The 21377-nt window shown below is 33.2% G+C and carries 18 protein-coding genes and 2 pseudogenes; 9 read left to right on the plus strand and 11 right to left on the minus strand.

Annotated elements, in window-relative coordinates:
* The first annotated feature begins 153 nt into the window (after nucleotides 1–153).
* On the plus strand, nucleotides 154–858 hold the full coding sequence (locus ACPWTF_RS14370) for a porin family protein (protein WP_379794878.1): 705 nt from the start codon (nucleotides 154–156) through the stop codon (nucleotides 856–858).
* Here the strand turns inward: ACPWTF_RS14370 and ACPWTF_RS14375 are convergent.
* Complete coding sequence (locus tag ACPWTF_RS14375; protein WP_253251814.1) at nucleotides 853–1458, minus strand: hypothetical protein; 606 nt, start codon at nucleotides 1456–1458, stop codon at nucleotides 853–855. The genes ACPWTF_RS14370 and ACPWTF_RS14375 overlap by 6 nt on opposite strands.
* Nucleotides 1459–1976: 518 nt before the next feature.
* On the opposite strand from ACPWTF_RS14375, the gene ACPWTF_RS14380 reads away from it, so the two are divergent.
* The 4 genes and pseudogenes from ACPWTF_RS14380 (at nucleotide 1977) to ACPWTF_RS14395 (ending at nucleotide 6864) form a co-directional block, all read left to right on the plus strand.
* Entirely contained in the window at nucleotides 1977–4448 is a 2472-nt protein-coding gene (locus ACPWTF_RS14380; RefSeq protein ID WP_427871734.1) for a bifunctional UDP-N-acetylmuramoyl-tripeptide:D-alanyl-D-alanine ligase/alanine racemase, read from the plus strand.
* Nucleotides 4449–4516: 68 nt separating this feature from the next.
* Nucleotides 4517–4895 (plus strand): annotated as a pseudogene (gene mscL, locus ACPWTF_RS14385) (large conductance mechanosensitive channel protein MscL).
* Between the two features lie 176 nt (nucleotides 4896–5071).
* Entirely contained in the window at nucleotides 5072–6061 is a 990-nt protein-coding gene (locus ACPWTF_RS14390; protein ID WP_427871735.1) for an aspartate-semialdehyde dehydrogenase, read from the plus strand.
* A gap of 110 nt (nucleotides 6062–6171) precedes the next feature.
* Nucleotides 6172–6864, plus strand: a complete 693-nt coding sequence (locus tag ACPWTF_RS14395; RefSeq protein ID WP_427871737.1) for a DUF6058 family natural product biosynthesis protein — start codon at nucleotides 6172–6174, stop codon at nucleotides 6862–6864.
* A 44-nt stretch (nucleotides 6865–6908) separates the two neighbouring features.
* Here ACPWTF_RS14395 and ACPWTF_RS14400 read toward each other — a convergent pair whose 3' ends face one another.
* The 4 genes and pseudogenes from ACPWTF_RS14400 to ACPWTF_RS14415 form a co-directional block, all read right to left on the minus strand.
* Nucleotides 6909–7226, minus strand: a complete 318-nt coding sequence (locus ACPWTF_RS14400; RefSeq protein ID WP_095929730.1) for a 2Fe-2S iron-sulfur cluster-binding protein — start codon at nucleotides 7224–7226, stop codon at nucleotides 6909–6911.
* Nucleotides 7227–7282: 56 nt separating this feature from the next.
* Complete coding sequence (locus tag ACPWTF_RS14405) at nucleotides 7283–7762, minus strand: hypothetical protein (RefSeq protein ID WP_095929731.1); 480 nt, start codon at nucleotides 7760–7762, stop codon at nucleotides 7283–7285.
* Between the two features lie 216 nt (nucleotides 7763–7978).
* Nucleotides 7979–8218, minus strand: coding sequence for a NifU family protein (locus tag ACPWTF_RS14410; protein ID WP_379794860.1), 240 nt, complete (start codon nucleotides 8216–8218; stop codon nucleotides 7979–7981).
* Nucleotides 8219–8360: 142 nt separating this feature from the next.
* Nucleotides 8361–9487, minus strand: a pseudogene (locus tag ACPWTF_RS14415) (P-loop NTPase).
* A gap of 419 nt (nucleotides 9488–9906) precedes the next feature.
* Here ACPWTF_RS14415 and ACPWTF_RS14420 point away from each other — a divergent pair.
* Nucleotides 9907–11148 carry a L,D-transpeptidase family protein gene (locus ACPWTF_RS14420; RefSeq protein WP_427871738.1) on the plus strand — a complete coding sequence of 414 codons (1242 nt, stop codon included), beginning with the start codon at nucleotides 9907–9909 and terminating at the stop codon, nucleotides 11146–11148.
* A complete protein-coding gene (locus ACPWTF_RS14425) occupies nucleotides 11139–11507 on the plus strand; it encodes a L,D-transpeptidase family protein (protein WP_427871739.1) in 369 nt (122 codons plus the stop codon). Before ACPWTF_RS14420 ends, ACPWTF_RS14425 begins: the two co-directional genes overlap by 10 nt.
* Nucleotides 11508–11572: 65 nt before the next feature.
* On the opposite strand, the gene ACPWTF_RS14430 is transcribed toward ACPWTF_RS14425, so the two are convergent.
* The 3 genes from ACPWTF_RS14430 to ACPWTF_RS14440 form a co-directional block, all read right to left on the minus strand.
* A complete protein-coding gene (locus ACPWTF_RS14430) occupies nucleotides 11573–14002 on the minus strand; it encodes an ABC transporter permease (RefSeq protein ID WP_427871741.1) in 2430 nt (809 codons plus the stop codon).
* 133 nt (nucleotides 14003–14135) lie between these two features.
* Nucleotides 14136–14843 carry an ABC transporter ATP-binding protein gene (locus tag ACPWTF_RS14435; RefSeq protein ID WP_248729096.1) on the minus strand — a complete coding sequence of 236 codons (708 nt, stop codon included), beginning with the start codon at nucleotides 14841–14843 and terminating at the stop codon, nucleotides 14136–14138.
* A 143-nt stretch (nucleotides 14844–14986) separates the two neighbouring features.
* The gene (locus tag ACPWTF_RS14440; protein ID WP_427871743.1) at nucleotides 14987–16231 is read right to left on the minus strand and encodes an efflux RND transporter periplasmic adaptor subunit; all 1245 of its coding nucleotides are present in this window, start codon (nucleotides 16229–16231) and stop codon (nucleotides 14987–14989) included.
* Between the two features lie 160 nt (nucleotides 16232–16391).
* On the opposite strand from ACPWTF_RS14440, the gene ACPWTF_RS14445 reads away from it, so the two are divergent.
* Entirely contained in the window at nucleotides 16392–17744 is a 1353-nt protein-coding gene (locus ACPWTF_RS14445) for a sigma-54-dependent transcriptional regulator (protein WP_427871745.1), read from the plus strand.
* Between the two features lie 100 nt (nucleotides 17745–17844).
* Nucleotides 17845–19170 (plus strand): sensor histidine kinase, encoded by a 1326-nt coding sequence (locus tag ACPWTF_RS14450; RefSeq protein WP_427871747.1) that lies wholly within the window; start codon nucleotides 17845–17847, stop codon nucleotides 19168–19170.
* A gap of 311 nt (nucleotides 19171–19481) precedes the next feature.
* On the opposite strand, the gene ACPWTF_RS14455 is transcribed toward ACPWTF_RS14450, so the two are convergent.
* The 3 genes from ACPWTF_RS14455 to trmB form a co-directional block, all read right to left on the minus strand.
* Nucleotides 19482–19808, minus strand: a complete 327-nt coding sequence (locus ACPWTF_RS14455) for an MGMT family protein (RefSeq protein WP_111286436.1) — start codon at nucleotides 19806–19808, stop codon at nucleotides 19482–19484.
* Between the two features lie 140 nt (nucleotides 19809–19948).
* Complete coding sequence (locus tag ACPWTF_RS14460) at nucleotides 19949–20584, minus strand: LysE family transporter (RefSeq protein ID WP_095929741.1); 636 nt, start codon at nucleotides 20582–20584, stop codon at nucleotides 19949–19951.
* A 42-nt stretch (nucleotides 20585–20626) separates the two neighbouring features.
* The gene (gene trmB / locus ACPWTF_RS14465; protein ID WP_095929742.1) at nucleotides 20627–21304 is read right to left on the minus strand and encodes a tRNA (guanosine(46)-N7)-methyltransferase TrmB; all 678 of its coding nucleotides are present in this window, start codon (nucleotides 21302–21304) and stop codon (nucleotides 20627–20629) included.
* Between the last annotated feature and the right edge of the window lie 73 nt (nucleotides 21305–21377).

Consider the following 21377-nt stretch of genomic DNA (forward strand, 5'->3'; position numbering starts at 1 on the left):
AAAATATGCAGCAAATAATTTTATTAGCAGGTAAAATAAGAATATTTGCATTTCTTAGTGTTGCTAATAGCATTGTATTATATTTGTATATGAAATAAATAAACCCAAAAAAGCGTTTATTTTAAAATCCTCTTTTAAAACCCAATTTACGATATGCGAATTATTTTTAGCTGCTTATTTTTACTCACTTTTTTTAACTCTTTTGCACAAGAAGACGTTAAGCCTGAGATAAAACCAGTTGTAAAAATAGATTCTTTGTATCGAGAAGATCAGTTTTATTTTTCGGTTACCTATAATATGTTTACCGATATTCCAGTTAATTTCAAACAGAATAAGTTTTCTCTTGGACTTTCAGGTGGTTTCTTGCGTGATATGCCGGTTAATAAATCGAGAACTATTGCTATTGCTACGGGTTTGGGATTGAGTTATCAGAATTATTATCAAAATTTAACGATTTCTGAGGATGCTTCAGGTACAATTATATATGGAGTTAACAGTTATGGAGAATTTGTTTCTAATCGTTACCGACAATATTCTGTAGATCTTCCAATAGAATTTAGATGGCGTAATTCGACTTTCGAGAGCACTAAATTCTGGCGTATTTATGGTGGTATAAAATTGAGTTATGTGTTTTCAAGTTCCTCTATTCTGGATGATGGAGAAACGACATATAGAATTAAGAATAACGATAATATCAATAAATTTCAGTACGGCCCATATCTTTCGGCGGGATACAACACTTGGAATGTCTACATCTATTATGGTTTAAGTCCTTTGTTTAATTCGGCAACCACTTTGTCTGGCGAAAAAATCAATATGAAAACCTTAAATGCAGGATTGATCTTTTACATTTTATAACCACAGGTATAAAAATAGAAGCTGCGGCATTATGCCAACAAACAATCCAATTAATATTTCCCTAGAAGTATGCGCATTCATTTCTAAACGGGATGAGGCCACAATTCCCGATAATAAAATAAGTAAAGCGGGCCAATACGGATTATGAAGCTGAAGATGAATATTTAATCCGATAACAAAAATCGTTAAACCTGAGATAGCAACCATATGTAAGCTTGCTTTTGTCTTGAACAGCACACATACCAGTGCCAAAATAGTACTGAATAATGCTGCAAGAAAAAAGAAATGAAGCTCTGGATAACGCGTAATTATGATGCTTCTTTTAACTAATAAAATATACAGGAAGCATTGCAGAATAAGCGGAATCGTTCGTTCTGAAGTCTGACTTAGCATTATCGATTTTACGTGTCCAGTCGATTTTAGCAACAGATAAAATAAGACAGGAACAATGACGTTGATGACCAAAATCTGAATTAAGACAAAATACTTTTCGTTTGTACTGAAAATATCGTCTTTGTAAAAGAGGTAAAACAAAGTTGCATATAACGATATAAAAATCGGATGTAATATATAGGAGAATATCGGAAGTACTTTTTTCAAAACATGGAAATTTGTAGTGTAAAAACAAATATAATCAATAAATTTTTTCTGCCATGAATTACATGAATTCAGGGGAATTATTTTTTTTTGCCACAGATTTTTAGGATTAAAAAGGATTATAATCAGTGATAATCTTTTAATCTGTGGCTAAAAATTTTCACGCAGATTCTGCAGATTTAGGCAGATCTAAGCCAATTTAATTAATAAAAAATCTGCGTGTATTTGCTCAAATCTTTTTTAATCTGCGTGAAATTAGTCTGTGAATTTGTGGTTAACTATTTTTTTTGCCACAGATTTTTAGGATTAAAAAGGATTATAATCAGTGATAATCTTTTAATCTGTGGCTAAAAATTTTCACGCAGATTCTGCAGATTTAGGCAGATCTAAGCCAATTTAATTAATAAAAAAATCTGCGCGCATCTGCTTAAATTTTTTTAAATCTGCGTGAAATTAATTTGTAAAAATTTGGGACATTCGTGGCAAACCTTTTTTTAAATTTGAAAAAAAGAAATTTCTAAATGAGTCTAAATTTAAAAAGCCTTGTTTCAGTATTAAATGCCAAATGGATTGGCTCAGATGCTGATGTTTTAATCGATCATATATCAATTGACAGCCGTTCGCTTCAAAACGGATCGCAAACATTATTTTTTGCTCTGGCTGGGGTTAATAATGATGCTCATTTGTTTATTCCAGATTTAATAGAAAACAAAGTTCAAAATTTTGTTGTTCAATATATTCCAGAAGGTTATGCTGATAAAGCTAATTTTTTGGTTGTCGAAAATACGCTTTTTGCACTTCAGGAATTTGCTGCTTATTATAGAAATTTATTCCATTTTCCAGTTATCGGATTAACGGGAAGTAATGGTAAAACGATCGTAAAAGAATGGCTTAATTTTTTATTGAGCCCGGATTATAATATTATTAGAAGTCCAAAGAGTTACAATTCTCAAGTTGGGGTTCCGCTTTCGGTAATTGCAATTAATGAAAAGCATAATTTAGGCATTTTCGAAGCTGGAATTTCGACAGTTAACGAAATGATTCATCTGGAAAAAATAATTAAACCTACAATAGGTGTGCTCACTAATATTGGAAGCGCACACGATGAAGGGTTTCTAAATTTGGTGCAAAAGATTGATGAAAAATTACTTTTGTTTAAAGATTGTCCGATCATTATCTATCAAAAAACCGAAGTTGTGGAATCTTGTTTAACGCAGTTTGCAGCAGAATATATGGTGCATCCGCGAAAACTTTTCTCATGGAGTTTTACCGATCAAAACGCAGATGTTTTTATTGAAAAACGAGAACATAAAAATGACCATACTTTTATTCAATATCGATACGAAAACGAAATTTTCAGTTTAGAAATTCCGTTTAACGATTCGGCTTCGGTAGAAAATGCGATTTCTTGTTTGTTGGTTTTATTGCATTTTGATTACGATCAGGAAACGATTCAGAATCGAATAGAGATGCTATATCCTGTTCGTATGCGTTTGGAAGTGAAAAACGGAATTAACAATTGCAGTATTATTGACGATAGCTACAGTTCCGATTTTCAATCGCTTAAAATTGCTTTGGACTTTTTAGAAAGTCAGAAGAAGAAAGGCGCTTCAAAAACGGTTATTTTATCTGATATTTTCCAAAGCGGATTCAGCAATGAAGAATTGTATTCTAAAGTTGCTCAGTTAATCTCAGATAATAAAATAAACCGTGTAATTGGTATCGGATCCACAATTTCTTCTTTTAAAGCGAAGTTTCCAAACAGTACAATGTTTGAAAACACGACCGATTTTATAGCTGAAATCGATAATCTGAATTTCAATAATGAAACGATTCTAATAAAAGGAGCAAGATCTTTTCAATTTGAAGAAATCGTTTCGCTTCTGGAAGAAAAAACACACGAGACCGTTCTTGAAATTAATCTCGATGCGATCACTCATAACTTCAATTATTATAAGTCAAAACTAGCGCCAAATGTCAAAATGATGGTGATGGTAAAAGCATTTGGTTATGGAAACGGCGGATTAGAAATTGCTAAATTATTAGAACATCAAAAAGTAGATTATTTGGGTGTCGCTTTCGCGGATGAAGGAATCGCGTTGAAAAATGGCGGAATAAAACTTCCCATTATGGTTTTAAATCCAGAATCGACCAGTTTTCCATCTATTATTCAATATCAATTAGAGCCTGAAATTTATAGTCTGAAAGGACTAAATGCCTTTTTGAAAATAGCTCGCGAAAAGAACTTAAAAGAGTACCCGATTCATATCAAAATAGATACAGGAATGCATCGTTTAGGTTTTGAAAACAATACGATCGACGAATTGATTGCAACTTTAAAAGGAAATTCAACGGTTCGTGTTCAAAGTATTTTATCGCATTTGGCAACAAGCGATGATCCAAAACATTTTGATTTTGTGCGACAGCAGATTGCATTGTTCGAAAAACTGTCTTCAAAATTAATAGCAGAATTAAATACTAATCCAATTCGACATATTTTGAATACTTCAGGAATCAGTAATTTTCCTGACGCGCAATACAGCATGGTACGTTTAGGAATTGGATTGTATGGCGTTTCAAATGATCCCGCAGAGCAAAAGTATTTAGAAAATGTTGGAACATTAAAATCCATCATTTCTCAAGTCCGAACCATTCCTGGTGGTGACAGTGTGGGATATGGACGCCGTTTTATGGCCGATGCAGCAACTAAAATAGCCACAATTCCAATTGGATATGCTGATGGAATTGCGAGATTATGGGGAAATGAAGTGGGTTTTGTCACCATCAAAAATCAAAAAGCCAAAATTGTTGGAAGTGTTTGTATGGATATGCTAATGGTCAACGTAACCGACATAGATTGTAAAGAAGGCGATTCGGTGATTATTTTCGGCGAAAGCCCTACTGTGATAGAGATGGCTGTAGCCTTAAAAACAATTCCATATGAGATAATGACGAGTATTTCGCAACGTGTTAAGAGGGTATTTTTTAGATAATATTAAGAATTTTCAATAAAATTGCGTATTTTCGATATTCATTTATTATTCAACTAAACAGATCAGATATGGGATTTTTTTCAGAATTTAAGGAATTTGCAATGAAAGGCAACGTGGTTGACCTGGCTGTCGGGGTGATCATTGGAGCTGCTTTTGGTAAAATTGTCAGCTCATTTATTGAAGATGTAATTACGCCATTGCTGTTGAAACCAGCTTTAGATGCTGCACATTTGTCTACTATTGAGCAATTAACTGCTTTTGGAGGTGTAAAGTACGGAGTCTTTATATCGGCAGTAATTAACTTTATTATTGTGGCTTTTGTTTTATTCCTGATAATTAAGGCAATGAACCATGCTAAAAAGAAAGATGTTGCACCGCCACCTCCAGCTGGAACCAACTCAAGAAGAATTATTGATACAGATTAGAGATTTATTGAAAAATAAATAAAAATATAATACCGCTACACTAAGTCTAACTTAACCGCCTTCTAAAGAGGCGGTTTTTTTTACAAAATGTTTATTTTATAACATTTTGTTATTTTTTGTGAATCGCCTTGTGGAAACTTTTATTATACTTACTTTTGCCTTACAAATTAGATTAATTGATTATTTAAACATATAAAAATGAGAATTGCAGTTGTAGGCGCTACTGGAATGGTAGGCGAAGTAATGCTTAAAGTATTAGCAGAAAGAAATTTTCCTGTTACAGAATTAATTCCTGTTGCATCAGAAAGATCAGTTGGAAAAGAAATCGAATACAAAGGAACCAAATATAAAGTAGTAGGATTACAGACAGCTGTTGATATGAAAGCTGATATTGCTGTTTTCTCTGCTGGAGGAGATACTTCTTTAGAATGGGCTCCAAAATTTGCTGCTGCTGGAACAACTGTTATTGATAACTCGTCTGCATGGAGAATGGATCCTACTAAAAAATTGGTAGTTCCAGAAATCAATGCTGACGTTTTAACTAAAGAAGACAAAATTATTGCAAATCCAAACTGTTCTACAATTCAAATGGTTTTGGCTTTGTCTCCTTTGCACAAAAAATACAACATTAAAAGAATCATAGTTTCTACTTACCAATCTATTACAGGAACTGGTGTAAAAGCGGTAAAACAATTAGAAAACGAGTACGCTGGAATTCAAGGCGAGATGGCTTACAAATATCCAATTCATAGAAATGCAATTCCACATTGCGATAGTTTTGAAGAAAACGGATACACTAAAGAAGAAATGAAATTAGTTCGCGAAACTCAAAAAATTCTTGGTGATAAAACTATTAGAGTTACTGCTACTGCAGTTCGTGTACCAGTTGTAGGCGGACATAGTGAAGCAGTAAACGTTGAGTTTACAAATGATTTTGATGTAAACAAAGTTCGTGAAATCCTTCACAATACAGACGGAGTAACGGTACAAGATAATTTAGATACTTTTACTTATCCAATGCCATTATATGCAGAAGGTAAAAATGATGTTTTTGTTGGAAGAATCCGTCGTGACGAAAGCCAGCCAAACACTTTAAATATGTGGATTGTTGCTGATAACTTAAGAAAAGGTGCTGCAACAAATACAATCCAAATCGCTGAATACTTAATCAAAGCAGGTTTGGTATAATCTAGAGATTAAATAAAATTGTTATAAAGAGAAAACCGTAATTGCAGCAATGTAATTACGGTTTTTTTGTGCGCTGTTTTATGGTATATTTGATTTGAAATTAGACGAATATGATAGACATAAACTTAAATTACATCAAAGACAATTATATAGAGTTTGAAGAAGTAATAAAAACAGCAAATATTTCATTAGATAAATTAAATCAGTTAATTGAAAGTAAACTTGTTCCTGAACCTTCTTATATTATAAATTCAGAAATAAACATTAGTTCTTCATTAAATGATAATCATAGAATTATTGTTGAAGAAAAGTATTTTCACCCAAGTGTTTTAGAACTTATAAAAAAGAATGCGGATAATGCGAATCCTGAAAAGTTTAAATTGGAGTTCAAAGAAAATTTGTTGTCAAACTTAAAAAATCACCCCCACAAAGCTTTTGCATACGGAAATGTTTTCGGTGATAACGGGAATATTGATAACGAAAAAATCGAAAAGGTTTTAGAAGAAGAATGGAATCACTATTGTAATGGCGTTTACGGAATTTGTACTCTAAACAATAACGAAAATGCCATTATTGATAAAGAAATCGCTATAAAAAGGATTTTGAGCTTTATAGAAAAGAAATCAACTTCATTGACAGACGATGAAAAAATAGAGTTACAGAAAATTAATGTAGAATTTAATAAATCTACGAGTTCTTTTGCACCGTATCAAAGAGAATCGAGTAGTAGAGGTAAATATTTGGATAAATTATTACGAGAGTTTTCTTTAGATAATTTGGTAAAAGAATACGAAGAGATATAAATAAAAAAAGCGAGAATCAATAAATTCTCGCTTTTCTTTTATTTTTAATATTCCGGAGCCAGTTCTAATTCTAGTCCTTCTAATTCTTCAGTAATTGGTATCTGACAACCCAAACGGCTATTAGACTTAACATAAAATGCTTCCGAAAGCATAGCTTCTTCATCGTCTCCCATTTCTGGTAATGCAACATCATTTAGAACATAACACTGGCAAGATGCGCACATGGCCATACCTCCGCATGTTCCTTCAACAGGAAGTTCGTATGCTTTGCATAACTCCATTATATTCATTGCCATATCAGTCGGAGCCTGTAATTCGTGTATAACTCCTTCTCGATCTTTAATTTTAATTAATACATCCATTTTAATTATTGGAATTTTTGGCAGGATTTTATAACGTGAAAAAATCCTAATTTATATTAGCTAGTAGGTTTAGTACTAAAAGCGTATTCTTTTCTATCATTCTCCTTTAAGTGCATTTTTACACCAAGAACGTTATCGTTTTTTTCAAGAATTGTGACCACTGCAATTACAGAATAATAATCTCTATCAGACTGGAAAATCAATGTTCCTTCGTAAGTCGTGTTTAATACTCCTTGTTTGTCAGTTGAAGCAGAAAGCTTTCTCGGATTTGAGAATTCTGCTGAACTGTAAGTTGATTTTACTGTAAATTTTGCTTTTCCTTCTACAAAATCATATAAGAAATCGTAGTTTCCAATTCGCAATGTTCCAGGTGCTTCGTTTGGATTGATTGAAAAGATAATCTTACCTGAATATTGAAAGTCAGACCATTCTTCAGATTCACTTACCCAAGCCTTGTCAACCACAACATTCTTACTTTGGGCATATCCTACAGAAACAAAAAACAATAATAAAAAAAGAGCGTAATAGTTTTTCATAAGTTTAAGATTTAAGGGTTTTGTGACAAATTTAAGTTAAAAATGTAACAATTCCTTAACGGAAACTCTTAAATCTTTGCGTTGTTTTTTGTGAATGTGGCAAAAAACATCTTTTTTTCAGTGTTATTTTATGATTTTTTCAATCAAACCATAATTTACCTATTATTCTTGTTAAACTCTGAGGGTTTAATTTGGATAAAAAAGACACTGTTTTTGTTACATTACATTTACCACAGTTTCAATTTGTGGTGCATATTTTTTTATGGTAGTTTCAACACCAGCTTTTAGGGTCATTTGATTAACGCTACAGCTAATGCAAGCTCCTTCCAAACGAACTTTTACATGTTTGTCCTCTTCGATAGAAATTAATGAAATATCTCCACCGTCAGATTTTAAAAATGGTCTTATCTCATCTAAGGCCAATAAAACATTACTTGTTAATTCTTCTGTTGTCATAATATTAATGTGTCAATTAGAGAATGTTTTTAATTCGAAAATGTGCCAATTAGAAAATTAGAAAATTCACTTTGTTGCGTGAAATTATCTCATTTTCTAATTTTCACATTATCTCATTAGTTTCATTATCTCAATTATCTAATTATTTTTTAACTGCTGAGCAACCTGCCATTGTTGTAATTTTGATGGCTTCTGTTGCTGGTAAGCTTTCGTTTCTGTTTACTGTTTCTTGTACAACATTTCTAGTAATTTCTTCAAAAACTGTTTCTATTGGAGAACCAGTCTGCAATGCTGCCGGACGACCATAATCTCCTGCTTCGCGAATAGACTGTACAATTGGAACTTCTCCTAAAAACGGAACTCCTAAATCTTCAGCAAGGTTTTTAGCACCTTCTTGTCCAAAGATATAATATTTGTTTTCTGGCAATTCTTCTGGTGTAAAGTAAGCCATATTTTCTATAATTCCTAAAACAGGAACATTGATGTTGTCTTGCATAAACATTGCCACACCTTTTTTGGCGTCTGCAAGTGCTACCGCTTGCGGAGTACTTACTACAACCGCTCCAGTAATTGGAAGTGACTGCATGATAGAAAGGTGAATATCTCCAGTTCCAGGAGGCAGGTCAAGAAGCATGAAATCTAATTCTCCCCAATCTGCATCAAAAATCATTTGGTTTAATGCTTTTGCAGCCATTGCCATCTCCAGATTACGGCTTGGCTTGGCGCTGTAAAAAATCCGATTGAAAGCATTTTGATTTCGTAGCTTTCAATAGGTTTCATTTTTGATTTTCCGTCAACTGTTATAGAAATCGGTTTTTCGTTTTCAACGTCAAACATAATTGGCATAGAGGGGCCATAGATATCAGCATCTAAAACACCAACTTTAAAGCCCATTTTTGCAAGTGTAACAGCTAAGTTTGCAGTTACAGTAGATTTTCCTACTCCTCCTTTACCAGAAGCAACTGCAATAATATTTTTAATTCCAGGAATAGCACGGCCTTTAATTTCCGGTTTCTCTGGAGCTTCTACTTTAATATTTACCTTTACTTTTGCATCTGGCGATATTAGTTCATGAATTGTTCTTCTAATATCATCTTCAGCTCTTTTTTTGATGTGCATAGCAGGCGTATGCAATACAAGGTCTACAACAGCTTCATCTCCAAATGTAATCACATTGGTTACAGCACCGCTTTCAACCATATTTTTTCCTTCTCCAGCAATAGTGATTGTCTCTAAGGCTTTTAGAATTTCTTTTCTATCTAGTTTCATTGTAATGGGCTATTTTTTTATTCTCTAAAAACAGTCTTATAAGATTATATTTATTTAAACTGATTTCAGGGTGCAAAGATAACAGATTAAGTTCGGAAATTAAGCGTTTTTGGATTGTAATTATTGATATTGAGATTATTCAAAATTATTCAACATAACTTTTTATTAAAATGGAATCTAAGGATCATTATCTATTTTGATGCTTTTAGAAAAGTTCTTCCAATTTAAAAGAATGTTCTTTTATGTAAGTTTTCTTTCAAATAAATAAAATTCTCACAAAACTTCGTTATATTTGATTACCCAAATCGATTGATTACCAGACAGGAAAAAAATATGTGAAAACTAAGGTTTTTTGAGTAATTTTTTGGGTTTTCGGTATTTTTTTTAAAGTTATTTCTACCAATTTAAACTTTAAAAATATGCGAAATTTTACTTTTTCTCTAATTATTGTTACAGTCAGTTTTTTTGCATTTTCATTCAATTCATTGTCTAACAATGCTAAAAGCAATTCTGATCTGTCAGATCGAAAAGCTGTTGCGGTCATTACAATTGATGCAGCTTCCATTAATGCCTTCTTCAAGAAATATCCAAAGCTTAAAAAATATCAAAAAGATGTCGATGATATTTATAAAGCTAAACAGTACAAATCTCTTTGGTATGATGATAAAAGTATCACTGAATTTGGATCCTTATTGTATCAGAAAGTAAATGTTCTGAAAGATCAGGGAATTGAAGAAAAAATGCCTTATAAAGAACAAATTGATGAGGCGTTTAATGAAAGTTCTTCAAACAAACCATCTCAACTTGATACCGAATTACTGCTTACCAGTATGTATGTGTTTTATGCGAGTAATGTGTATTCTGGAGTTGATCCTGCGACATTGAAAAAAATAGGATGGTATTTGCCTGCAAAATCTATTTCATATACTCATATTCTAGATTCATTAATGGTAGATACCAATCGATTGAATGAAGATGATAATCTATTATTCAGTCAATACTACAGATTGAAAGGTGCGCTGAAAAAATACCGTAAAATAGAAACCGATAATCTATGGCAGAAAATTGCGATTGACAGTGCGACTTTTAAAGATTTAAGACCAGACGATACAGCTATCGCCATTAAACAAATTAGAAATCGCTTATTTGTAGTAGGAGATTTAAAACAAGATTCTGGCAGTGATATTTATGATGAAGAATTGATGGCGGGAGTTTTAAATTATAAAAAAAGATATAATTTAAAAATAAATTATGCGCTAACGAGAGATATTATCAATCAAATGAATGAGCCGATTAGCAAGAGAATCAGAACCATTATGCTAAACATGGAAAGATGCAGATGGATTCCGACCAAATTGGCAAAAGCAGAGGAGTACGTCATGGTTAATATTCCTTCGTTTAGGCTGTTTTATGTTAAGGACGGAAAATATGATCTGGTTTCAGACATTTTTGTGGGTAACAGACTTAGTGAAACGGTGATTTTTAGTGGTAGCATGGATCGAATCGTCTTTAGCCCTTATTGGTACGTGCCAAATAGCATTATACAAAACGAATTAAAACTCCAGATTGCAAGTGATAAGAACTATTTGGAAGAACATAATATGGAATGGAACGGAGGTAAAGTGCGACAAAAACCAGGGCCAAAAATTCGTTGGGATTAGTAAAATTCATGTTCCCAAATCCAAACGATATTTATATGCACGATACGCCTGCAAAAAGTTTATTCGAATTTGAAAAACGTACTTTTAGCCACGGCTGTATCAATGTGAAAGAAGCCAAACAGCTTGCATTGCATATTTTAAAAGACGATCCAGACTGGCCGGCAGACAAAATTGAGAGTGCTATGAATGGCGGAAAAGAAACAACCTGTATGCTTAAACGTAAAATTCCGGTTTATATAGGTTATTTTACCTGCTGGGTTCAGGACAACGGAGAAGTTAATTTTTTCCCAGATGTATACGATCGAGACCAAAGTTTGGATAAGTTGATTTATAATGATGCCATTACAATGAAAGATTAAAAATAAAAGCCCGACGGATTTTACTGAAATCTGTCGGGCTTCTTTAAAAAAAATGGTCTACAAGCTTATTCGTATTTTAGATATTTTAATACATCTATTCTAGTTACCTGAAATGCTTTTGTTAAAACAATTACTAATGTTAAAAACAAAAGTGAAATCAGGGCAATTATAAACGGAACTGTCGATATTCCAATTCTAAAAGCGAAATCTTCAAGCCATTTCTGTAATAATATATAAGCAGGAACAATCCCGATTGCAAATCCTATAAAACAGAAAACAATATATTGTTTCGACAATTCTTTTAAGAGTATATCTGTTTCAGCTCCTAATGTTTTTCTAATGGCGATTTCTTTCAATCTTCTCTCCATCGAAAATGATGCCAAAGCGAACAATCCGAATATAGCAATTATGATTACGACCAAATTTAGGATGAAAAAGAGGTTTTTTTGTTTGACTTGCTCTTCATAAGTTTTTGCAAATCCCTTGTTAACAAATTCATAATCAAACGGATAGTCAGGGTTGACGTTTTTCTCCCAATATAATTTCAATTTTTCTAACGTTTCTGTTAAATTATTTGGAGAAACCTTTACAAGCACTTTATTGAAATTATTCCATTTTAGCGTTTTTAAACTAATAAAAACCATTGGCGGAACCTTATTCTGTAAATTGATTAAATTAAAGTCTTTCACAACGCCAACAACTTTAAACTTCAAATTATCGCCGCTTCCAATACTCCAGCCCGATGTTATCATGGTGTTTACTGGATTCTTAAGATTTAGTTCTTTAGCAAGTGTCTCGTTTATAAGCATGCCGTTTACAGTGTCTGAAGCAAATTGAGAAGATAAATCGCGTCCTTCAACTATTTTAATCTTCATCATTTCAAGAAACCCAAAATCCATTTCGATGTTTTTTGGCTGTACAAAAATTCCATTATGCTTAAATCCTGAACTTGATCCCGAATTGCCTCCAAAAGTGCCGGCAAATGTAGTAACATCTACAACTCCTGGGATTTTTTTAATTTCTTGTTTCTCTGCTAAATATTTATCTGTTCTGCTTAATCGGTCTTTTGTATTGTACGTAATAGAAAGTACCTGATCACCGCTAAAGCCTAGATCTTTGTTCATCATGTAACTAACCTGCGAATTAACAATCAAAGCTCCAATGATAAAGAAGGCAGCAATTCCGAATTGAAAGATAAGCATTGAGTTTCGAATCCAAATACCGCTTTTACTTCTTGAAAAATTCCCTTTTAAAACCTTTAATGTTTCAAAATTTGAGATATAAACAGCAGGGAAAATACCCGCAAGAACGATTACTAATCCAAATATAAAAATGAGCTGCAGGTAAAATTCGCCGCCATTCATAGTCAAAGTCTTTCTCAAAAAAGTATTGTAATAGGGTAATGAAAGCTCTACAATAGCAAGTGCAAAAACAATTGCAAGTGTTACGATTATAGAAGTTTCAAAAATAAACTGCGTAACAATTTGCTTTTTTGTTGCACCCACAATTTTACGCACACCTACTTCTTTGGCGCGTTTGATGGCCGATGCAGTTGCCAAATTGATATAATTTACTATAGATAAAAATAAGATTAGAATAGACAAACCGCCCATAATGTAAAGCAATTTCAAATTGCCCTGTCCTTCAGGAAAATTTTGGCCTCCTGAACTTATTGTGCCATATAAACGAGACGTTTTCAATTGATCTAGGATCACTTCTACCTGTCCGTTTTCTTTTAAATATTGCTCTACGGTCTGACCGCTGGCTTTGGCATCTTTTACGGTTCTGTTAACAAAAATTACATTTTGCATTTTCTTTATAAGAGCAGCAGAATTGGTTCCTTTTTTAGCTTTGACCATTAAAGCATAATTAAAATTCCCCCATTGATCTCTGTCGCCCTCACGTTTAACCCCGTTAAAGACATAATTTGGTTCAATTGAAGAAGGTGTAGTTACACGAAAAACCGCTTTTACGATATAATCGCCATTACCATACGAAATTGATTTACCAATTGGATCATCGTTTTTGAAAAGCAATTTTGCTTGATCTTCGGATATGGCAACACTATTTTTTTCTTTTAAAATGTTCTGTTTGTTTCCTTTTATAATTTCAAAAGGGAAAAAATCAAAAAAGTTTTCGTCTGTACGAACAACTTTTTTATCTAATATTTTTAGATTTTGAAATTTAACAACACCATCTTCGTACCAATTGTAGAGAAAACAAATTTTGTCAATTTCAGGGATTGTAGCTTTACAAGTCTCGCCAAAAGGGATTGAACTAGTTGCCCAAATATCTCCCGAACCAATTTTGTTTAGAACAAGATAAGTGTTCTCTTTTTCAGGATTCCATTGATCGTATGCGTTTTCATTGTTCCAATATAAGATCGCAAAAATGACAGAAGCAATCCCGATGCTTAGTCCTAAAACATTTAAAAACGAAAACAATTTGCTTTGTTTTAAATGATATATAAATATTTTAAACCAGTTAAAAATCATTTTGTGGTATATTTTTTATAGTTGATATGGTTGTTTTTGGTAAACCTTTCGGTTTTACATCATAGTAAATATTTTGCATACTAGCTCTACCAGAACTACAAGTGCAGTAACAATAATTTTAATCATCACTTTATTATTTAGCGTCCATAAAAACATCAACATTGCGTTGATTTAATTTCTCAGAAAATATAACTCCGTCTTTCATATGAATGGTTCTTTGCGAAAAAGAAGCGTCATAATCAGAGTGGGTAACCATCAAAATGGTAGCGCCTTTAGCATGTAAATCGGTTAAAAGTTCCATCACTTCATTACCGTTTTTACTGTCTAGGTTTCCTGTTGGCTCATCGGCCAAAATAATTTTCGGATCGTTTACCAAAGCTCTTGCAACCGCGACTCTCTGCTGTTGTCCTCCAGAAAGCTGTTGCGGAAAATGTTTCAAACGATGAGAGATATTAAGTTTTTCGGCAATCGCTTCGATTTTTTGTTTTCTCTCAGAAGCTTTTACGTTGTTGTAAAGCAATGGCAATTCGATATTATCGTAAACAGAAAGCTCATCAATTAAGTTGAAATTCTGAAAAATAAAACCAATGTTTTCTTTCCTCACTTGCGCTCTGCCTTTTTCTTTTAGGCCAATCATTTCTTGGTCTAGCAGTTTGTAGCTTCCTGTGCTTGCGCTATCTAAAAGTCCGATAATATTTAATAAAGTCGATTTTCCACATCCAGAAGGTCCCATAATGGTTAAAAAATCTCCTTTTTTTATTTCTAAATTGATACCGCTCAAAGCAGCAGTTTCTATTTCTTCTGTTCTAAAAACTTTGGTTAAATTCTGAATTGTGATCATAATTTTTTAAGGTTTTGAAATGTTATTAAATACGTTTTTTGATTGATGATTGAAATTGTGTTTTTTGTTTTTGTTGTTTCAAGTTTCAGGTTTCAAGTTGGTTGTAGCGTTAACGTGAAACCAGAAACTTGAAACAAAATAAACTATTCTTTATTTAGAGAAAGCTCTTCGATATCCTTATAATCGCTGTAAGAAGAAGTTACTACAGATTCGCCTTCTTTTAAGCCTTCTAGGACTTCATAATAAGAAGGATTTTCGCGTCCTAATTTGATATTTCTTCTTACGGCTTTGTTTCCGTTTACTACAAAAATCCATTTTCCAGCTGCTTCCTGATTAAAGGCTCCTCTCGGAATCACTAAAGTTCTATTCTTTTCTGATAAAATCAGTTTTACACCAAAACTAAGTCCGTCCTGCAGGACAATATTTTCTTTACTTACAAAAGCAAGTTCTACAGTAAAACGGCCACCTTTAACCTCAGGAATTACTTTGGTCACGATAACTTCAAGATTTTTTCCTTTAAATTCTACCTGTCCTTTTAAGCCTTCTCTAAGTTTTTCCAGGTAAAATTCGTCTACTTCGGCAATAAGTTTGTATCCTTTGTTAGAATCGATTCTTCCAATGCTTGCGCCTGCCTGGAAAGTTTTCCCTAAAACAGGTTCAAAAGAGGTTAATCTTCCTGTTTCTGGCGCTGTAATTAGGAAGTTCTTTTTGTTGTTTCTAAGAATATCCAAACTCTTTTCCATAGTCTGGATCGAGCGGTTTATTTGCGAAATCTGAACTTGATTGCTTTGTTTTTCTTTTTGAATGCTCTGCTGAATGGTTCTTTTGCGTTCTTCCTGAAAACGAAGGCTTTCTTTAAAAGTATTCCAGTCATTTTTAGAAATTACATCTTTCTCATACAACTTCGCGTTCATATCATATAATCTCTTTGCGTCGTTATAATCATGCTCTATCAAAACCAAATCTTTGTTTAGATTTAATTCTTGATTTCTGATATTTAGTTTCCCTGTATTCAAATTGTTGATTTGCTCAATAATTGCAGTTTCCTGAGTAAGATAATTCAATTCTGTATTCGGATTGTATAAACGAGCCAGCGATTGTCCTTTGGTAACCATTGCGCCATTTTCTACAAAGATTTCTTTTACAGAACCTCCTTCAGTAACATTTACAAGCATAACATTCAGAGGTTCTACTTTTGCCTGAAAAACAACAAAATCTTCAAAAAAGGCTTTTTCTGCTTTTTGAATTACCAATTCGTCGGCTTTTACATTTAAAGTTCTTTTGGTGTTAAATGCAAAAAGGACGATTACGAGCAAAACTAAAAAAACAGCAATTGCTATTGCGAGATATCTAAATTTTTTACTTTTACGAGGAATTATCGTGTCCATTTTTTAAATTATTTTACTGATAATCAATAGGTAAATATTGTGCCATAAAATTTATTATCTGTAAAGTATTGATTTTAAAGAGGCTCTAAAAAACACTTCTAAAAAGCAGTGTCCGATAATGAACAGTTGACCGTTCGGAAGCGGACAGAAAAAAGACCAAATGAGAAAAAAACTAGCCCAAATATTAGTTGTTGACGATCAGGAAGAAATTCTTTTTTCTGCAAAAATGATTCTTAAAAAACATTTTGAGACGATTTTTACAACCAATAGTCCTAAAAAAATCATTTCGATCTTAAACGAAAATGACATAAATGTGGTGTTGCTGGATATGAATTACCGAATTGGTTTTGAAGATGGGCGAGAAGGAATTCATTGGCTGAAAGAAATTAAAACGCTTTCTCCGAATACGATTGTGATCTTAATGACCGCTTTTGGTAAAATTGAAACCGCTGTAGAGGGTATTAAAATTGGAGCTTTTGATTATGTGCTAAAGCCCTGGAATAACGAAAAATTGATAGAAGTTATTGATAAAGCTGTTACCGAAAGCAGAAAAAACAGTAAAAAAACAGCTTCAGAAAAAGCAGAGAAGACCGAAAAGAAATATTTTGTCGGCACTTCAGCAAAAATAAAGCAAGCTTATTCAATCGCCGAAAAAGTCGCCCGAACAGATGCCAATGTTTTGATTTTGGGCGAAAACGGAACAGGAAAATATGTTTTTGCCGAATTTATTCATCAGCATTCTGAAAGGAAAAACGAGCCTTTTGTCCATGTAGATTTGGGCTCTCTAAGCGATAATCTGTTTGAAAGTGAACTTTTTGGTTACGCCAAAGGTGCTTTTACGGATGCTAAAATTGATACCGCTGGCCGTTTCGAAAATGCATCAAACGGAACTATTTTCTTAGATGAAATTGGAAATATTCCCTTGCATCTTCAAGCTAAATTATTGCACGTTTTACAAACCAAAACCGTAACGCGTTTAGGCGAAAGCAAACCACGATCGCTGAATGTTCGTGTTATTGCCGCAACGAACAGTGATATTAAAACAGAAGTCAAAAATAAAACGTTCCGTGAAGATTTGCTGTACCGAATTAATACCATGGAAATCAATCTTCCGTCTTTACGCGAAAGAAAAGACGATATTGTACCGATGGCCAATTTTATTCTGGAACAGATTGCCGAAAAATACAATCAGGAAAATTGGCATTTTGAAGAAAATGCTGCGTCCTATCTTGAAAAATATCCATGGAAAGGGAATGTCCGAGAAATGGAAAACAAAATTGAACGCGCTTTGATTTTAGCTGAAAACAATACTATTTCGGTAATGGATCTGGATATTTTGGACTTTGAAGAAATTCAGGAAAACGATGAAAATCCGTTATCGGAAATGGAGAAAGGCGCAATTGAAAAAGCACTTTTTAAGCATAATGGAAACATCAGTAAAACGGCCGAAGAATTAGGATTGTCGCGCGCTGCTTTGTACAGAAGAATAGAAAAATACGACTTGAAGAATTAGAGAGGAATAATAATTTTGCCACAGATTAAAAAGATTTTCACAGATTTAAAGTAAAAAATCCTTTTTAATCCTTTTAATCTGTGGCAAAAAAAAATAATAAATGAAGAATTGGAAGTTTTATAATGCTTTGTTCATAAGAGTTGTGTTTGTCATGGCGCTCTTTCTTTGCAGTGCGCTGTTGTTATATAAAGGATTTCAATACAACGCTTTATTAGTGGGTGTTTTTGTTTTGATTTTTCTAATCGAAATGTATTTTTTTGTCAAAAACCAGTTGCTGTTTTACGACAAAACGATCAACTCTATTCTGCATGACGACTTTTCTGCCCATTTTCCAGAAGAACATAAAAAAGACAATTTTAATAGTCTATATCTTTTGTATGATACTTTAAAAGTTCAGAAACAAGAGCAGATATCCAAAGAATTAATCTACCGTTCGATTCTGAACAGTATTGATACCGCGGCTCTAATCTTAGAAAAAGAAAATGACGATTGGTCCATTTTTATAATGAATGACTGTTTTTCGAATCTTTTCAAAGTGCCAAAAGTAAGTCATTGGAAATACCTTAAAAACTATCTTCCGAGTTTGTGTGGCGAAATTGAGAAGGTTGGTTTTACAGAATTAAAAACTGCCATTTCAATTAAAATTGAAGATCAGGATCTGCAGACTTTTATGTTGCAAACTTCTCTTACGCAGACTTATGACAAAGAGTATTTTATTATTTTACTAGACAGTATTCAGCGTGTTATTGAGAAGAAAGAAAAAGAAGCATGGATTAATCTGATGAAGATTATTTCGCATGAACTAATGAATTCTTTAACGCCTATTCGTGCGCTTTCGCAGAATCTGCTTCATATTGTAGATCAGGATGAATTGGAAGATGATGATTTTGAAGATATCAAAAGCAGTATTTCGACCATCATAAATAGGAGCGATCATTTACAGTTTTTTGTGGAAAATTATCGCAAACTGGCAATGCTTCCAACGCCGAATAAACAAATGACACCAATCAATGCGCTGTTTGAAGATTGTCTTAGAATTATGAGTCCGATCTTAAAGGAAGAAAAAATCGAGTTGATGAATGAAATACACAGTTCACGTTCTATTATGATTGATAAAAATCAGATGGAGCAGGTAATTATCAATTTGATTACCAATAGTATTCATGCTTTAAAAGAGAAAACAGAAAAGAAGCTAATAATCTCGAGCTATACCGAAAATAATCGTTTTTTCATTGTGATTTCAGATAACGGAAAAGGAGTAGATGCTGAAATTAGAGATAAAGTTTTCCTTCCGTTTTTCACCACCAGAAAAGACGGAGCCGGAATAGGATTAACGCTTTCTAAGAATATTATTGAAGCACACGGAGGTTATCTGAGCTATCAAACCGACGAAGATAAAACGAGTTTTGTGATTTGCTTGATTTAGTGGGTTTGCCACAAAGTCGCCAAGACGCGAAGATTTTATTGTAGAGACGCACTGCAGTGCGTCTACACAAAGAGAGTAAATATTGATAATGGTTTTAATCTCGCAAAGTCGCCAAGACGCGAAGATTTTATCGTAGAGGCGCACTGCAGTGCGTCTACACAAAGAGAATAAATATTGATAATGGTTTAATCTCGCAAAGACGAGAAGTCGCAAAGCTTATTTTAAATTTTCTTTGCGACTTCGCGTCTTTGCGAGAGATATAAACACGTCGTTTAAATGAACTTATATTACTTATATGGTGAAAATGTTTCTTAAGATTCAACTTCAGGTTTCCAGAAATGTTTTTCAAAATCTACAATTTGATTGTTGACCACTTTGATTCCCTCATTTTCTAAAAGCTGTTGCATTAAATTAGTTCCGTCAAAGTGATGTTTTCCTGTCAAAAGACCTTTTTGGTTAACCACTCTGTGCGCAGGAACATCATCCATATTATGACAGGCATTCATTGCCCAGCCGACCATTCGAGCGGAACGAGCTGTGCCTAATGCTTTTGCAATTGCACCATAAGAAGTAACTTTTCCAAACGGAATTTGTCTGGCGATTACATAAACTCTTTCAAAAAAATTCTCTTCTGCCATGATGTTTTGCCACAGATTAAAGGGATTATAAAGATTTTAAAATTACTATTAATCTGCTAAAATGTGCTAAAATCTGCGTGAGAAATTATTACCACAAAGAAAAAAATCATTTTAATCCCTTTAATCTGTGGCTATAAAAATTATCCGAAGTAGTAATTCAGGATATTAAAAAGTGTTGCTAGAGCTACTAATCCAGTAATGGTCCCGATAATAGTATTCATGTTTCTCATGAAGTAATCGGTTTTCTTTTCTATTCTTCCGAAGAAAGCGATATAGCTGTATAAAATTCCGAAAGCCCCAAGAACAGAACCTAATACAAATGTTAGTATAATCGGGTTTTGAAATGTAAAAAGATTGTATGAAGCCAGAGTAACACTTACGACAACATAATACGGAATCGGAAAGAAGTTTAATCCAGAAAGCAACATTCCGAGAAAGAAACTGCTTTTTTTACTCTTTTTGATTTTCGTTTTTTTCTTTGCTATCGGATCTTTTGCAAAAAACAAAAAGTAAATAGTTAAGATCGAAAAAATGACAAAACCAACTTCACGCAATAAGGTTACAACATCTGGACGATTGTCTATAACACGAGCAAACAATACGGCAACATAAGCTTGAAAAAAAATAACTAAAACAGCCCCGATTACAAACCATAAAGCATTCTTTTTACCTTCTTTCATTTTTATTTTCGCAGCTGTCATGTTGAGCAATCCTGGCGGAATAGTCCCGATGGCTGCAGCAATAAAGCCTGAAAGTAATGGGGTAAGATAGGTCATTTAGTTATTAAAATCGGTTAGATAAAAGTTTCAAAATTAAAGTTAGTCTTTAATTTTGAAACGAATATACGTAATTGCCTTATTAATTTCTAAATATTGTTTTTCGTAAAAAGTCTGTATAGAAGTTACCACTTCTGGGCTTCCTTCGTTTTTATAAACGTTATGGTTGGCATATAAAACTTCGTGACCTTCTCCGTGAAGTAGTCCAAGAGTATAACCGTGCATAAATTCGCTATCGGTTTTAAGGTTTACAACACCGTCTTTTTTCAGGATTTTTTTATACAATTTCAAGAACTCAGAATTGGTCATTCTGTGCTTTGTTCTTTTGTATTTGATCTGCGGATCTGGGAAAGTAATCCAGATTTCGTCTACTTCGCCTTCAGCAAAAATATGATTGATCAATTCGATTTGTGTACGAACGAAAGCAACATTATGAAGTCCGTCTTCAACAGCAGTTTTGGCACCACGCCAGAAACGCGCACCTTTAATATCAATTCCGATAAAATTTTTGTTTGGGTACTTTTCTGCTAATCCAACAGAATATTCTCCCTTTCCACATCCTAATTCTAAAACTAATGGATTATCATTTTTAAAGAAATCAGAGTTCCATTTTCCTTTTAAAGGCATTAAATCGCCTACAACTTCTTCTCTGGTTGGCTGAAAAACGTTTTGAAATGTTTCGTTTTCTCTGAATCTTTTTAGTTTATTTTTACTTCCCACTTTTACAAAAATTTTCCGCAAAATTAAGGAATATAAACGAATGAAAATAGCGTAATTAGGTTTAAAAAGTTTT

Origin of the sequence: Flavobacterium sp. MMS24-S5 (assembly GCF_050320125.1) — a bacterium.
GTDB classification, from domain to species: domain Bacteria; phylum Bacteroidota; class Bacteroidia; order Flavobacteriales; family Flavobacteriaceae; genus Flavobacterium; species Flavobacterium tyrosinilyticum.

Bases quoted from the DNA above. Each gene is read 5' to 3' on its own strand.
- ACPWTF_RS14370 (WP_379794878.1), top strand. From the start codon at position 154: ATGCGAATTATTTTTAGCTGCTTATTTTTACTCACTTTTTTTAACTCT.
- ACPWTF_RS14380 (WP_427871734.1), top strand. From the start codon at position 1,977: ATGAGTCTAAATTTAAAAAGCCTTGTTTCAGTATTAAATGCCAAATGG.
- ACPWTF_RS14390 (WP_427871735.1), top strand. From the start codon at position 5,072: ATGAGAATTGCAGTTGTAGGCGCTACTGGAATGGTAGGCGAAGTAATG.
- ACPWTF_RS14395 (WP_427871737.1), top strand. From the start codon at position 6,172: ATGATAGACATAAACTTAAATTACATCAAAGACAATTATATAGAGTTT.
- ACPWTF_RS14400 (WP_095929730.1), bottom strand. From the start codon at position 7,226: ATGGATGTATTAATTAAAATTAAAGATCGAGAAGGAGTTATACACGAA.
- ACPWTF_RS14405 (WP_095929731.1), bottom strand. From the start codon at position 7,762: ATGAAAAACTATTACGCTCTTTTTTTATTATTGTTTTTTGTTTCTGTA.
- ACPWTF_RS14410 (WP_379794860.1), bottom strand. From the start codon at position 8,218: ATGACAACAGAAGAATTAACAAGTAATGTTTTATTGGCCTTAGATGAG.
- ACPWTF_RS14420 (WP_427871738.1), top strand. From the start codon at position 9,907: ATGCGAAATTTTACTTTTTCTCTAATTATTGTTACAGTCAGTTTTTTT.
- ACPWTF_RS14430 (WP_427871741.1), bottom strand. From the start codon at position 14,002: ATGATTTTTAACTGGTTTAAAATATTTATATATCATTTAAAACAAAGC.
- ACPWTF_RS14435 (WP_248729096.1), bottom strand. From the start codon at position 14,843: ATGATCACAATTCAGAATTTAACCAAAGTTTTTAGAACAGAAGAAATA.
- ACPWTF_RS14440 (WP_427871743.1), bottom strand. From the start codon at position 16,231: ATGGACACGATAATTCCTCGTAAAAGTAAAAAATTTAGATATCTCGCA.
- ACPWTF_RS14445 (WP_427871745.1), top strand. From the start codon at position 16,392: ATGAGAAAAAAACTAGCCCAAATATTAGTTGTTGACGATCAGGAAGAA.
- ACPWTF_RS14450 (WP_427871747.1), top strand. From the start codon at position 17,845: ATGAAGAATTGGAAGTTTTATAATGCTTTGTTCATAAGAGTTGTGTTT.
- ACPWTF_RS14455 (WP_111286436.1), bottom strand. From the start codon at position 19,808: ATGGCAGAAGAGAATTTTTTTGAAAGAGTTTATGTAATCGCCAGACAA.
- ACPWTF_RS14460 (WP_095929741.1), bottom strand. From the start codon at position 20,584: ATGACCTATCTTACCCCATTACTTTCAGGCTTTATTGCTGCAGCCATC.